Origin of the sequence: Streptomyces coeruleorubidus, assembly GCF_008705135.1 — a bacterium.
Lineage (GTDB): Bacteria > Actinomycetota > Actinomycetes > Streptomycetales > Streptomycetaceae > Streptomyces > Streptomyces coeruleofuscus.
The window spans coordinates 6097607-6110682 of sequence record NZ_CP023694.1; the positions used below are offsets into that span (position 1 = coordinate 6097607).

Sequence of the window (13076 nt, forward strand, 5' to 3'; positions counted from 1 at the left end):
CGCCGCGTTCCTTCACTCACCGCGCAAGGCCATCGCTGTCATGTTCGACCTCGCCGTTTTCGGCTCCCTGTTCCTGACCCTCTTCGTCATCATGGATCCCCCCGGGATCACCCCGATCTTCCTCGCGCTCACCGCCGGACGGCCCGGCAAGGTGCAGAAGCGGATGGCCTTCCAGGCCGTCTGTGTCGCCGGTGGTGTGATCACCGTGTTCGGGCTGCTCGGGCATCAGATCCTGAACTACCTGCACGTGTCCGTGCCCGCGCTGATGATCGCGGGCGGGCTGCTGCTTCTGCTGATCGCGCTCGATCTGCTGACCGGCAAGACGGACGAGCCCAAGCAGACCAAGGACGTCAACGTCGCTCTCGTGCCGCTGGGCATGCCGCTGCTGGCCGGGCCCGGGGCGATCGTGTCGGTCATCCTCGCCGTGCAGAAGGCCCACACGGTCGCCACGCAGGTGTCCGTGTGGACGGCCATCCTCGCCATCCACGTCGTGCTGTGGCTGGTGATGCGCTACTCGCTGGTGATCATCCGGATCATCAAGGACGGCGGTGTGGTCCTGGTGACGCGGCTCGCGGGCATGATGCTGTCCGCCATCGCCGTGCAGCAGATCATCAACGGGGTCACGCAGGTGATCCAGGGGAGCTGAGGGACCGCCCCGTCAGGCCGGACGGGTGAGCACGGTGCCGATCTCCCTGGCCGGTCCCGCGTGGGCGAGGTACTCCTCGATCTTGTGCGCGCGGTCCCGACCGTTCTGGACGGCCAGCTGCGTGAGCTTGCCCCATCGCTCGTCCTCCAGGGGACAGCCGACGGCGACCGCGTCGGTGGGGCACCAGACGTTGACCCAGTCGCGCACCTTGGGCGGCCGGTGCGGGCCGCGGGCGAGGAGCCGCTCGTTGACGCCGTCCAGCCCGAGCGGGCTGCCCGCGGTGACCAGCAGTACGGGGTCGAGGCCGTCCGGGAGCCGGGTCAGCAGGTCCATGCCGACGACCGTGCCAAGGCTGTGCGTGACCAGTACCAGTTCGCCCGTGGCGGGCATCGTCTCCAGGACGCTGTCCAGCACGGCCTGCCGCACCGAGCTGTCGCCGAGGTACAGGTCGACGTCCCGCAGGAACGTGGCGATGGTCCACTCGTCCAGGTCGGATCTGGCGGCGAGCCAGCTCAGCGGCCGGTGCAGTGCGCCGACCAGCCCCGCTCCGAAGCCCTCCGTGGCCGCCGGCCCGTTCTGGGGCATGCCGGCCCGGGCGGCCGCCTCGTACAGCAGCTGCTCGTAGGAGCCGGTGGGCGATTCGGCGGCGAAGACCTCGGCGGCAGCGGCGGCGCTCACCTCGTCGAGTCCGACGGGCTGGGCCGTGCTCTCCCGGCCGCTCACGAGGTCGGCCAGTCTCGTGCCGTAGAACGGGAACCACACGTCCGCCGGGTCGACCGTGGGCAGTGCCGCGAGCGTGAGGCCCTGGTTCAGGCCGGACGTCCAGCTCCGCCGGAGGTCCTCGGGCTCCTTGCCCTGCTGGTCCCTGCCGTGCAGGAAGACCAGGTGCTGACGGCCGCCGAAGGCGGTGCCGCGGGCCGGGCGTCCCTTCTTGGGGCCCCGCGTCCGGGCATCGCTCTCGGTCATGGTCACCGTCACCGGGACGCCGGGGATCGACGGGGTCGTGACGCCGGGTACGGCCGGTGTGATCCTCTCCGGCTGAGGCGCGGGGGCGGTGCTCTGGTCCAGGCCGGAGTCCGGGCCCATCTCGGCCAGCAGCGCGCGGCGCCCGGGGTCGAGGTCCAGCCGGGCCAGATGCTTCAGGATCGAGCTGATGCGGACGCCCTCGTTGGCGACCCAGTCGATCGCGTCGTCGCCGTCGCCCTGGCGCCAGGGCCGGCCGTCCGTCCGCAGGACGCGGCCCTGGTCGTCCTTCTTCGGTACGCCGCTGTGGTGCAGTGCCACGACCTCCCACTGGTCGTTGAAGACGGGGGAGCCCGAGTTTCCGGGGCGGGTGTCGGTCCGGTAGTGGACGAAGTCGTCGAGCCGTACCAGCAGCGCGTTGTCGCGCAGAGCGATCTCCTTGAGGCGCCCGTCCGGGTGACCGATGATGTTCACCCGCTCGCCGAGCACCAGCTTGCCGAGCTGCACGCTGAGCCGGTTCCAGCCGAAGATCTCGCCCGGCGGACGGCCGTCCAGGGCGGGTGTGACCGCCACGAGGGCGAAGTCCAGCCGCCTGTCCGCGGCGAAGAAGCTCCCCGGGTCGAGCTCCATGCGGACGGCGGTGTCGGGGACGTTGTCGACCGTGACCTGGGCGTTGAACTCCGCGAAGCACTGGCGGGCGAAGCCCTCGTCGGGCAGCACGTGGTGGTTGGTCATCATCAGCCGTGGCGAGACCAGGAAGCCCGTGCCGTGCGGAAGCTCGCGGCCGTCGCGGCGCAGGGTGATCCGGGCCACCGTGGCTCCGGCCCTGACCCCGCGCGGCAGGAAACTCCAGGCCTGGAGCTCGTTCGACAGGTCGATGATGCGTTCGTTGGTGTGGGGCAGGTCCAGGGCCTCGCCGTGGATGTCCGCCACCACCGCCGAGGGCGACAGACCGCCCCGGTCCAGGATCCGGTCGGCGCGCACGGCGAGCGCGTCCGGGTTGTCCGGGAACCGCACCCCGGCCGCCATCCGGCCCTCGACGCGCTCGCGCTCCGCGGCGGAGTCCTCGTACCGCTGCGCGGCCTCGGCCACGGCCTGCTCGTGCAGTTCCTCGTTCGACCGGCCCGTCACGGACATGTGGTCCACCGCCTCGCTCTCGCTCTGTCGCCGTCCCCCTCAGCCAGTACGCCCCCCACCAGGGAGGTCCGCAACAGCGAAGCCCCCGCACGGCCTATGCCGGGCGGGGGCTCGAAGTGTGGGAGAGCGGCGCGCGTTATGAGGCCGTGGTCCCGGCCGGGCGGATCCAGAGGCGCTGCCCTGTGGCGGCGGCCTGCTGAACGATGCGGTTGACGGAGGCGGCGTCCACGACGGTCGTGTCCACGGGCGTGCCGTCGACGTCGTCGAGGTGCATGATTTCGAAGCGCAAGGGCTTCTCCCTTCGTCTGGTCATCCTCCTGAGGAGAACTACTTGGTGGTCGGCCCACGAGGCAGCGGTGCCCGGTGTTCCATATGAGTCAACAGGACTGCACCCTTGAAACATTCCCTACGCTAAGGAAATTTTTCGAACTGCTAATTACCGAGTCGTAAGACTGTCGTTACGGACCGATCGGGACCAGTTGTGTTCGCAGCGTGACGGCCAGGACAATGAAGGCGATGAACGACGACCTCGCGGCCCTGAGCGCCCGCATCGACCGCACCAACGAGCTGCTCCAGCGCATGCTCGCCGAGGTGGCGAAGACGCCCTCGACCCATGCGATCTTCGTCGATGCCGGGTACCTCTACGCGGCCGCGGGACGCCTCGTCGCCGGCACGGAGGACCGCCGGGCCTTCGACCTGGACGCCGAGGGCCTGATCGACGCGCTCATCGACACGGCCCGCACGATCTTCGCGGACAGCAGGCTGCTGCGGGTCTACTGGTACGACGGCGCCCGCCGCCGCATCCACACGGCCGAGCAGCAGAGCATCGCGGAGCTGCCGGACGTGAAGGTGCGGCTGGGCAACCTGAACTCCAACAACCAGCAGAAGGGCGTCGACTCACTCATCCGCAGCGACCTGGAGTCCCTCGCCCGGCACCGCGCCATCAGCGACGCGGCCCTGCTCGGCGGCGACGAGGACCTGGTGTCGGCGGTGGAGGCGGCCCAGGGGTACGGCGCCCGCGTCCACCTCTGGGGCATCGAGGCGCCGGAGGGGCGCAATCAGGCGGAGCCCCTCCTGTGGGAGGTCGACAGCCAGCGCACCTTCGACCTCGACTTCTTCAAGCCCTACGTCTCCCGCCGCGCCGCCCCCGCCTACGAGACGGCCACGGGCCGGCCGACCCGTGAGGACGTACGGTTCGTCGGCGCACAGATCGCGGCGAAGTGGCTGGCGGCCCGCGGCCGGGACACGCTGGTCGAGCTGCTGCCCGGCCACCCCTACCTGCCCGGCTCGGTGGACCAGGACCTGCTCGTGGAGGCGGAGGGCCTGTTGCAGTACTCGCTGCGCGGACAGGCGGACCTGCGGCGCGCACTGCGGGACGGCTTCTGGGACCACCTCCAGACGCAGTACTAGGGCGTGTCCGTAAAGTCCCGTCGTCCGCCCGGAGGGCGGGCCCCGCGGCGTCCGGTGCGTGCTCTGGGGGTCCCCCCGGCCGAAGGCTGGGGGAGTGCCGGGCGGACGCCCGCGTACTGGTTGTACGCGGGTGTTCGACCGGTGCGGCGAGTGGGGGCACCTCCCACGCCCTTAAGGCAGTGGGGGAGCGTGCCGGGCGTCGCGGGGCAGGCGGGACTTTGCGGACGCGCCCTAGGCCATGTGGGTTGTGCGGGTTCCGTCCCAGAAGTCGGCGAGGGCCTGGGCGGTCGGCAGGGGCTGATCGGCGCCCGGGGAGTGCTCGGCTCCCGCGACGACCGTGCGGTGCGCGTTCAGCCGTACGGCCATGTCGTCGAGGATCGCCACCGGCCAGGTGTCGTCGTGCGCCCCCGACAGGACGTGGAACGGCAGCGGCACGGCGGCGAGTTCGGCGACGCGATCCGGCTCGGTGCACAACTGGCGGCCGGTCGCGAGGAGCTGGGCGGGACTGTGACCCAGCCAGCGGCGGCGCAACTGCTCCGGGTCGCCGGGGCCGCGGGCGGGCCCGCCGACCTCCTCCGGCGGTCCCATGGCCTGGATGGCCTCCCACACCTCCTCCATCGACAGCACGGCGAGCGCGTCCCGCAGCAGCTTCACGCGCTGCTGCTGGGAGACGGAGATCTGCGCCGGGCCGGACGACATCAGGGTGAGGGAGAGGAAGGGGGAGTGGTCGAGCAGCACGGCCGCCCGGGCGATCAATCCGCCGAGCGAGTGCCCGACGAGGTGCACGGGCACGCCGAGCGCCTCGGCCTGCGCGAGCACGTCCCGGGCCAGTTCCCGCTGGGCGTAGGCGGATTCGTCGTCCAGGGGCCCGTCCGACTCGTGCTGCCCCCGCCCGTCCACCGCGACGACCCGGTACCCGCGCTCCGCGAGCGGCTCGTGGAGCAACCGGAAGTCCTCCTTGCTCCCGGTGAATCCGGGCAGCATCAGGACGACCCCCCTGACCTCCGCCCCCGCCTTCGGCGACGAGTCGACGACGGCGAACGCCCCGCGGGCTGTGCGCAGGGAGCAGGCGCGGGCGCCCGGGGGCGGGGTGAAGGTGGCTTGCCTGGTCACGGGGTGAGGGTAGCGGGTGGCGGCGGGGCGACGGGCAACAAGGACGAGGGGGCGGGACGCACTCGGGAATGCCGATGGCCCGGCCCCACCACGCGGGTGGGGCCGGGCCATCGGGGAGAGTGTCAGCCCTCCGTGGGCTCCGCGCCGGCCGTGGCCTTGCGGGTGCGGCGGGCCCTCGGCTTGGCCTCGGTCACGTCGTCCGCGGCCTCGGCGGAGGCCGTGGCGGCCGCTGCCGACTTCCGCGTGCGACGCGGCTCGGCGGCCTCCGGCTCCTGCCCGGCCTGAGCCGGGATACCGGCGGGCTCGGTGACCTTGCGGGTGCGGCGGCGCGGCTTGGCCTCCGTGCCTTCGGCCGTGTCGGCTGCGGCCTCGGCGGACGCGGCGGTCTTGCGCGTGCGACGGGGCTTGGCCTCGGCGGTCTCGGCATCCGCAGCCGCGGCTGCCGTCTTCCGCGTACGGCGCGGCTTCGCCTCGGCCGCCTCGGCCGTGTCGATGCTCGCCTCGGCCTTGGCCGTCGCCTTGCGGGCACGCCGCGGCTTGGCCTCGGCGGCCTCCGGCTCCTGACCCGTCTGGGCCGGGATCCCGGCGGCGACGGACTCGGCGGGCTCGACGGTGTCGACGGCCTTGCGGGTGCGGCGGCGCGGCTTGGCCTCCGTGCCTTCGGCCGTGTCGGCTGCGGCCTCGGCGGACGCGGCGGTCTTCCGCGTGCGGCGGGGCTTGACGTCGGCGGTTTCGGCATCCGCGACCGATGCGGCGGTCTTCCGCGTGCGCCTGGGCTTGGCCTCGGCGGTCTCGGCCGTGTCCACGGCGTCCTCCGCCACGGCTGCGGCCGCCTTGCGCGTGCGGCGCGGCTTGGCCTCCGTGCCTTCGGCCGTGTCGGCGGAGGCTTCGGCGGCTGCGGTGGTCTTCCGCGTGCGGCGGGGCTTGGGCTCGGTGGCCTGCGCCTCACCGGCGGCGTCCTCCGGCGCTGCCGCTGCCTTGCGCGTGCGCCGGGGCTTCGCCACGGCGGTCTCGGCCGTGTCGACGGCGTCCTCCGCCGCGGCGGTCGCCTTGCGCGTGCGGCGCGGCTCGGTCTCCGCGGCCTCGGCCGGAGCGGCGGGGGCCTCGGACGCGGCAGCCGTCTTACGGGTGCGCCGCGGCTTCGTCTCCGTCGGCTCCGGTGCGGACTCGGTGGTCCCCTCGGCCGTGTCGAGCGCCGACTCGGCCGCGGAGGCAGCCGTGGTCCTGCGGGTGCGGCGGCGCGGCCTGGACGCGGGAGCCTCGGGCTGGTCGGTCACCGGGGCGGCCACGACCGACGCGGCATCCGCCTCAGCCGGCGCCTCCGCGGCAGCCGACGGCGTCACCGCGGCCTCGGCCTCCACCGCCGGCGTCTCCGACCTGCGTGTACGGCGCCGCCGCGACGGCGCCGCCTCCGTGCTCGTGCCCTCCGCCGTCGCCACGGCGTTGTCCGCGGGCTCGGACGCGGGGGACTCGACCGCCGTGACCGGCGCCGACTCGGCAGAGGCGCCGCCGCGGGTGCGGCGACGGCGACGCGGCGTGCGCGGCGCCGTGACGACCTCCGCCTCGGCGGAGCCGCCCGTGGCCGTGGTGTCAGCGGTGGCGGTGCCGGTGGACTCCGGCGCTCCCTCCAGCGGCGTCCCGCCGCGCGTACGGCGGCGGCGTCGCGGCGTACGGGCCGAACGCTCGCGGTCGGCCGACGGGGACTCGTCCCTGCCACCACGACCGCGGCCCCCGCGCCCGCGCTGCCCCCGGCCGCCCGTCTCGCCCAGGTCCTCCAGCTCCTCCGCGGCCAGCCCGGCGCGCTTGCGCTCCGAGCGCGGCAGGACGCCCTTCGTGCCCTCGGGGATGCCGAGGTCGGCGTAGAGGTGCGGGGAGGTGGAGTACGTCTCCGGCGGGTCGTTGAAGCCCAGGTCCAGCGCCTTGTTGATGAGCTGCCAGCGCGGGATGTCGTCCCAGTCGACGAGCGTGATCGCGATGCCCTTGGCGCCCGCGCGGCCCGTACGGCCGATGCGGTGCAGGTACGTCTTCTCGTCTTCCGGCGACTGGTAGTTGATGACGTGCGTCACGCCCTCGACGTCGATGCCGCGGGCGGCGACGTCGGTGCAGACGAGGACGTCCACCTTGCCGTTGCGGAAGGCCCGCAGGGCCTGCTCGCGGGCGCCCTGGCCGAGGTCGCCGTGGACCGCGCCGGACGCGAAGCCGCGCTGCTGGAGCTGGTCGGCGAGGTCTGCCGCGGTGCGCTTCGTACGGCAGAACACCATGACCAGTCCCCGGCCGTCGGCCTGCAGTATGCGCGCGACCATCTCCGGCTTGTCCATGTTGTGCGCGCGGTAGATGTACTGCTTGGTGTTCGCGACCGTCTTGCCCGCGTCGTCGGGCGACGTGGCGCTGATGTGCGTGGGCTGCGACATGTAGCGGCGGGCCAGTCCGATGACCGCGCCCGGCATGGTCGCCGAGAACAGCATCGTCTGGCGCCGGACCGGCAGCATGTTGATGATCTTCTCGACGTCGGGCAGGAAGCCCAGGTCGAGCATCTCGTCGGCCTCGTCGAGGACCAGGCACCTGACGTGCTTCAGGTTCAGCTTCTTCTGCCCGGCGAGGTCGAGCAGCCGGCCCGGGGTGCCGACGACCACGTCGACGCCCTTCTTCAGGGCCTCGACCTGGGGCTCGTAGGCCCGGCCGCCGTAGATCGCGAGGACGCGCACGTTGCGCACCTTGCCCGCGGTCAGCAGGTCGTTGGTGACCTGCGTGCACAGCTCGCGCGTGGGGACGACGACGAGCGCCTGCGGGGCGTCGGTGAGGTCCTCGGGCTCGGCGCGTCCGGCCTCGACGTCGGCGGGGACGGTGACGCGCTCGAGGAGCGGGAGGCCGAAGCCCAGCGTCTTGCCGGTGCCGGTCTTGGCCTGGCCGATGACGTCCGAGCCCGAAAGGGCCACGGGAAGCGTCATCTCCTGGATGGGGAAGGCGGTGGTGATGCCGACGGCCTCCAGGGCCTCGGCCGTCTCGGGAAGGATTCCGAGCTCTCGGAACGTCGTAGTCAGGGTGCTGCCTCTTCTGTGTGGGCGGCGTGAGGCGAGCGCGGGGTCGTGTCGGACCGTGCCGGGGACGTCGGCTGCCTACGGGCGGCCGTAGAGCACGGGACCGCGCCGACGCTCTAGCGCTCATGCCGCTGAGGGTGTCCCCTCCGGGTCTCGTACGCACAGTGCCGTACGACCGGAGAGGGCTGTCGGGTCGGAGCCGATCGGGCCACCGACCGGGCATCCTCATACGTGCGGCCTGTCGAGGTACGTCGACGTACCAGCAGGCGCATTACCACCATACCCCGGAATCCCGCACATGCGATGGCCGATTTGGTCACGTAGTCGTCGTCACACTGATTGACCAGGGCCTTACGCCTCCCGACGGGCGGGCTATTGTGCGCTTCATGACGAGCTCTGACAAGCCTGAGAACGCCTCGGACACCACCGCCACCCCGGCCGAACACACCGGAGTCGCCGCCCGGGACTGGGCGACGGCCTCAGCCGACCCGCAGTACCGCGCCGCGGTCGTGGACTTGCTCGGCGCGCTCGCGTACGGGGAGCTGGCGGCGTTCGAGCGGCTCGCGGAGGACGCCAAGCTGGCGCCGACGCTGGCGGACAAGGCGGAGCTGGCGAAGATGGCGTCGGCCGAGTTCCACCACTTCGAGAGGCTGCGCGACCGGCTCGCCGAGATCGGGGAGGAGCCGACGCGGGCGATGGAGCCGTTCGTCGCGGCCTACGACGGGTTCCACAAGCAGACGGCCCCCTCGGACTGGCTGGAGGGCCTCGTCAAGGCCTACGTCGGCGACTCCATCGCCAGCGACTTCTACCGGGAGGTCGCGGCCCGGCTCGACTCCGACTCCCGCGGTCTGGTGCTGGCCGTGCTCGACGACACCGGGCACGGCGGCTTCGCCGTGGAGAAGGTGCGTGCCGCGATCGACGCGGACCCGCGTGTGGGCGGGCGGCTCGCGCTGTGGGCGCGGCGGCTGATGGGCGAGGCCCTGTCGCAGTCCCAGCGGGTGGTCGCCGAGCGGGACGCGCTGTCGACCATGCTGGTGGGCGGTGTCGCGGACGGCTTCGACCTCGCCGAGGTCGGCAAGATGTTCTCCCGGATCACCGAGGCGCACACCAAGCGGATGGCAGCGCTGGGATTGGCCGCCTAGGGGGTGTCCGCAAAGTCCCGCCTGCCTCGCGACGCCCGGCACGCTCCCCCACTGCCTTAAGGGCGTGGGAGGTGCCCCCACTCGCCGCACCGGCCGAACACCCGCGTACAGCCAGTACGCGGGCGTCCGCCCGGCACTCCCCCAGCCTTCGGCCGGGGGGACCCCCAGAGCACGCACCGGACGCCGCGAGGCCCGCCCTCCGGGCGGACGACGGGACTTTGCGGACACCCTCTAGCGCTCTTGGGCAGCGGCGGCGGGCGCCGAGGGTTCCGGCTGTGCAGCGCTCCGCCCAGGGGTTCCGGGTGTGTCCCGCGGCCGCGGTCCGTTGCCGGCGGGGCGCGCAGCTCACCGCGCCCCGGTCGGCTGCGGCTACGCCGTCGCTGATCGTCGGCGCAGGCGCCCCGCGGGGCGCAGCAGCAGCGACAGCGACGCCACCGAGACGATCACCGCGCCGAGCAGCACCAGCAGCCAGTGCCCGGCGTCCAGCGCGCTGTGCATGACGAAAGCCCCGAAGACGGCGCCGGCCACGCCGGTCGACAGCACCAGGGGCCGGGACGGGAGGCGGTGTGCCAGGCGATGCGTGGCCGCCCATGCCAGGGCGAGGCCCAGGATCGCGGAGCTCAGCGCTTCCAGGAGCATGTCGGGGTCCCTCCCACATGGCCTGCCCGAATCGGTCGTAGCCCGTCATACCCCTGACCTGCGGAATCCAATCCACTTCTGGGGACGAACCGTGCTCCGTCCGTGGTGGAACCCGTGTACCGCACGGGGTGCCGCGGGGCAGAGCAGAACGCGAACGGGGCGGGTCGGCCGAGAGCCGCCCCGCCCCGTTTCACACATGCGCCTACAGAGCGCCGAAGCCCACCTTGCGCGGGGCCGGCTCACCGATCTCGACGTACGCGAGACGGTCGGCCGGGACCAGGACCTTGCGGCCGTGCTCGTCCACGAGGCTCAGCAGCGGCGACTTCCCGGCCAGCGCCTCGGACACCGCCCGCTCGACCTCCTCGGCACTCTGACCGCTCTCCAGAACGATCTCGCGGGGCGCGTGCTGCACGCCGATCTTGACCTCCACGGCTATGTCCCTCCGACGGTCAGTGATGTGCGCGACCTTCCGCGCCGTACGCAGCACACATTAGCCCGGTGAGGGGACCGGCATGCTCCGCCCGAGAACGCCACGAGCGAACAGCGGGCGGGAACAAAGCGGCCGTCAGTGGTGCTGCTGGTCGGTTCCGTGCAGCGGGAAGCCCGCGATGCCGCGCCACGCGAGCGAGGCGAGCAGCTGTACGGCCTGGTCGCGCGGCACGCTGCGGTCGCTGTGCAGCCAGGACCGGGCCACCACCTGGGCGAGGCCGCCCAGCCCCGAGGCGAGCAGCATCGACTCCGCGCGAGACAGGCCCGTGTCCTCCGCGATGACGTCGCAGATCGCCTCCGCGCACTCGTTCGTGACCTTGTCGACGCGCTCGCGCACGGCGGGCTCGTTGGTCAGGTCCGACTCGAAGACCAGACGGAAGGCGCCGCCGTCGTCCTCGACGTACGCGAAGTAGGCGTCCATCGTCGCCCGGACGCGCTGCTTGTTGTCGGTGGTCGACGCCAGCGCGTTCCGTACGGCCTGGATGAGCGACTCGCAGTGCTGGTCCAGCAGCGCGAGGTAGAGGTCGAGCTTGCCCGGGAAGTGCTGGTAGAGCACCGGCTTGCTGACGCCGGCGCGCTCGGCGATGTCGTCCATCGCGGCCGCGTGGTAGCCCTGGGCCACGAAGACCTCCTGGGCGGCGCCCAGGAGCTGGTTCCGTCGGGCACGGCGCGGCAGGCGTGTGCCCCGCGGGCGAACCGCCTCTGTCTGCTCGATGGCTGTCACGCCGCCTCCCATGTTCGTCCATGTGCGGATCTGGCCGCGTCGCCATCGTACTTTTCGGTAACCGTGGTGTGCGCGGTGAGAGCGCAGAATTTCACGGACCGGACGGTTACGAAAGCGGTTGAGAAGGTTTCAAACAGGGTCAGAGCGGGCAAAATGCGGCTCCTTTCCTGCTCGGTGATGCTCCCTGTCGCCACCCGGCGGCGTGCGTCACCGGTAGTCGTCCTCGTCGAGAGAGACGACCCGGGCCTGCTCCACCAGATCGGCCTCGTTGGCACGGTCGGGGTCGACGCGGGTCAGCGGGTCGTCGCGGTTCGGTGCGACGTCCGTGTGCTGCTCGGCGGCGTCGACCTCGGGGGCCTCGACGTCGTACTCCGGCGTCTCCGACGCCTCCTCGGCCTCGAACGTCTCCGGGTCTGTCGGGTCTACAGCCATGCTGGGCTCCCTTCCTACGAACGTCCCTGGGAATGCAGGGGCCACACGCGGGTGCCCTCTCTACGAGCCTAGGAGACACCCGATCCGGACGCTATGCGATCCGCGTCCGGGACGTGACGCAGTGCGCACCCCGTCGAATGCTTCTCATATGCCCGGCTTTTCGCAGGTGCCTCCCCGCGCTCGGAGGTCTTTCCGCTCTTCCGCGCCTTCCCCGTGTCCGCCTCATGTGCCCGCCCCGCATGGCCGATTCCTGTGATGGCGAACACATGAGCCACTACGTGATCGTCTCGTAACATTGCCGCATGTCTTCGACCGAGCTGCCGTTCGTGCCGCCCGCCAATGTGCTGCCGAAGGTGGGGACCGTCCGGGTCGCCGAGGGCGAGCGGCTCAGGTCGGTCGAGTTGCCCGGGGTCACACTGACGGTGCGGTCGAGGCCTCCCGCGCGCAAGGGGCTGGCCCCCGCGCTGTACGTGCACGGACTCGGGGGTTCCTCGCAGAACTGGTCGGCGCTGATGCCCCTGTTGGACGACGTCGTCGACAGCGAGGCCCTCGACCTGCCGGGCTTCGGCGACTCCCCGCCGCCGGACGACGGCGACTACTCGGTCACGGGGCACGCGCGTGCGGTCATCCGGTACCTCGACGCCACCGGTCGCGGGCCCGTGCACCTGTTCGGGAACTCGCTCGGTGGCGCCATCACCACCCGTGTCGCCGCGGTACGGCCCGATCTGGTCCGTACGCTCACGCTCGTGTCGCCCGCCCTGCCGGAAATCCGAGTGCAGCGCACCGCCGTGCCCACAGCGCTGCTGGCGGTGCCCGGTGTCGCCCCGCTCTTCACCCGGCTGACCCGGGACTGGACGGCGGAGCAGCGCGTCCGTGGTGTGATGGCACTGTGTTACGGGGATCCGGGGCGGGTGACGCCGGAAGGATTCAGCAACGCCGTGCACGAGATGGAGCGGCGGCTGCGGCTACCGTACTTCTGGGACGCGATGGCGCGTTCCGCGCGCGGGATCGTCAACGCGTACACGCTGGGTGGCCAGCAGGGACTGTGGCGCCAGGCCGAACGGGTTCTCGCGCCGACCCTCCTCGTCTACGGTGGCCGTGACCAACTGGTCGGCTTCCGGATGGCCCAGAGGGCGGCCCGGGCGTACCGCGACTCGCGGCTGGTGACGTTGCCGGACGCGGGGCACGTGGCCATGATGGAGTACCCGGAGACGGTGGCCATGGCATTTCGTGAACTCCTCGAAGACGCGGGGGAGTCGGGCGAACGGCGAGCGAGGAAGGCTCGCGCGGACGAGGCCGTCGACGAAGCAGGAACCGACGAGAGCATGGGGGGCTGAGGCGCG

12 protein-coding genes are annotated in these 13076 nt (G+C 72.2%); 4 read left to right on the forward strand and 8 right to left on the reverse strand.

The features are described 5' to 3' along the window. Positions 1-40: 40 nt before the first annotated feature. Positions 41-646, forward strand: coding sequence for a MarC family protein (locus CP976_RS28290; RefSeq protein ID WP_150482878.1), 606 nt, complete (start codon positions 41-43; stop codon positions 644-646). A 12-nt stretch (positions 647-658) separates the two neighbouring features. Here the strand turns inward: CP976_RS28290 and CP976_RS28295 are convergent, their stop codons facing one another. Further along, complete coding sequence (locus CP976_RS28295) at positions 659-2746, reverse strand: trypsin-like serine peptidase (protein ID WP_150482879.1); 2088 nt, start codon at positions 2744-2746, stop codon at positions 659-661. A 136-nt stretch (positions 2747-2882) separates the two neighbouring features. Then, on the reverse strand, positions 2883-3059 hold the full coding sequence (locus tag CP976_RS28300; protein WP_167337993.1) for a hypothetical protein: 177 nt from the start codon (positions 3057-3059) through the stop codon (positions 2883-2885). A 203-nt stretch (positions 3060-3262) separates the two neighbouring features. Here CP976_RS28300 and CP976_RS28305 point away from each other — a divergent pair, with 203 nt between their 5' ends. After that, positions 3263-4156, forward strand: coding sequence for an NYN domain-containing protein (locus CP976_RS28305; protein WP_150482880.1), 894 nt, complete (start codon positions 3263-3265; stop codon positions 4154-4156). 231 nt (positions 4157-4387) lie between these two features. Here CP976_RS28305 and CP976_RS28310 read toward each other — a convergent pair whose 3' ends face one another. Beyond that, positions 4388-5269, reverse strand: coding sequence for an alpha/beta fold hydrolase (locus CP976_RS28310; protein WP_150482881.1), 882 nt, complete (start codon positions 5267-5269; stop codon positions 4388-4390). Between the two features lie 122 nt (positions 5270-5391). After that, positions 5392-8217 carry a DEAD/DEAH box helicase gene (locus tag CP976_RS28315; RefSeq protein ID WP_150482882.1) on the reverse strand — a complete coding sequence of 942 codons (2826 nt, stop codon included), beginning with the start codon at positions 8215-8217 and terminating at the stop codon, positions 5392-5394. Between the two features lie 476 nt (positions 8218-8693). Here CP976_RS28315 and CP976_RS28325 point away from each other — a divergent pair, with 476 nt between their 5' ends. Then, positions 8694-9449, forward strand: coding sequence for a ferritin-like fold-containing protein (locus CP976_RS28325; RefSeq protein WP_190146890.1), 756 nt, complete (start codon positions 8694-8696; stop codon positions 9447-9449). A 369-nt stretch (positions 9450-9818) separates the two neighbouring features. Here the strand turns inward: CP976_RS28325 and CP976_RS28330 are convergent, their stop codons facing one another. From CP976_RS28330 to CP976_RS28345, 4 genes are all read right to left on the reverse strand, one after another. Next, a complete protein-coding gene (locus CP976_RS28330; protein ID WP_150482884.1) occupies positions 9819-10088 on the reverse strand; it encodes a hypothetical protein in 270 nt (89 codons plus the stop codon). Between the two features lie 202 nt (positions 10089-10290). Continuing rightward, the gene (locus CP976_RS28335; RefSeq protein WP_086844348.1) at positions 10291-10518 is read right to left on the reverse strand and encodes a DUF3107 domain-containing protein; all 228 of its coding nucleotides are present in this window, start codon (positions 10516-10518) and stop codon (positions 10291-10293) included. A 135-nt stretch (positions 10519-10653) separates the two neighbouring features. Further along, entirely contained in the window at positions 10654-11301 is a 648-nt protein-coding gene (locus CP976_RS28340) for a TetR/AcrR family transcriptional regulator (RefSeq protein ID WP_020269805.1), read from the reverse strand. 207 nt (positions 11302-11508) lie between these two features. After that, positions 11509-11733, reverse strand: a complete 225-nt coding sequence (locus CP976_RS28345) for a hypothetical protein (protein ID WP_150482885.1) — start codon at positions 11731-11733, stop codon at positions 11509-11511. Between the two features lie 302 nt (positions 11734-12035). Between CP976_RS28345 and CP976_RS28350 the strand changes: the two genes are divergently transcribed. Beyond that, the gene (locus CP976_RS28350; protein ID WP_150482886.1) at positions 12036-13070 is read left to right on the forward strand and encodes an alpha/beta fold hydrolase; all 1035 of its coding nucleotides are present in this window, start codon (positions 12036-12038) and stop codon (positions 13068-13070) included. Positions 13071-13076 lie beyond the last annotated feature (6 nt).

Excerpts from the sequence above, each read along its gene's own strand:
- CP976_RS28290 (WP_150482878.1), top strand. The coding sequence starts at position 41 with ATGTTCGACCTCGCCGTTTTCGGCTCCCTGTTCCTGACCCTCTTCGTC.
- CP976_RS28295 (WP_150482879.1), bottom strand. The coding sequence starts at position 2,746 with ATGTCCGTGACGGGCCGGTCGAACGAGGAACTGCACGAGCAGGCCGTG.
- CP976_RS28300 (WP_167337993.1), bottom strand. The coding sequence starts at position 3,059 with ATGACCAGACGAAGGGAGAAGCCCTTGCGCTTCGAAATCATGCACCTC.
- CP976_RS28305 (WP_150482880.1), top strand. The coding sequence starts at position 3,263 with ATGAACGACGACCTCGCGGCCCTGAGCGCCCGCATCGACCGCACCAAC.
- CP976_RS28315 (WP_150482882.1), bottom strand. The coding sequence starts at position 8,217 with ATGACGCTTCCCGTGGCCCTTTCGGGCTCGGACGTCATCGGCCAGGCC.
- CP976_RS28325 (WP_190146890.1), top strand. The coding sequence starts at position 8,694 with ATGACGAGCTCTGACAAGCCTGAGAACGCCTCGGACACCACCGCCACC.
- CP976_RS28330 (WP_150482884.1), bottom strand. The coding sequence starts at position 10,088 with ATGCTCCTGGAAGCGCTGAGCTCCGCGATCCTGGGCCTCGCCCTGGCA.
- CP976_RS28345 (WP_150482885.1), bottom strand. The coding sequence starts at position 11,733 with ATGGCTGTAGACCCGACAGACCCGGAGACGTTCGAGGCCGAGGAGGCG.
- CP976_RS28350 (WP_150482886.1), top strand. The coding sequence starts at position 12,036 with ATGTCTTCGACCGAGCTGCCGTTCGTGCCGCCCGCCAATGTGCTGCCG.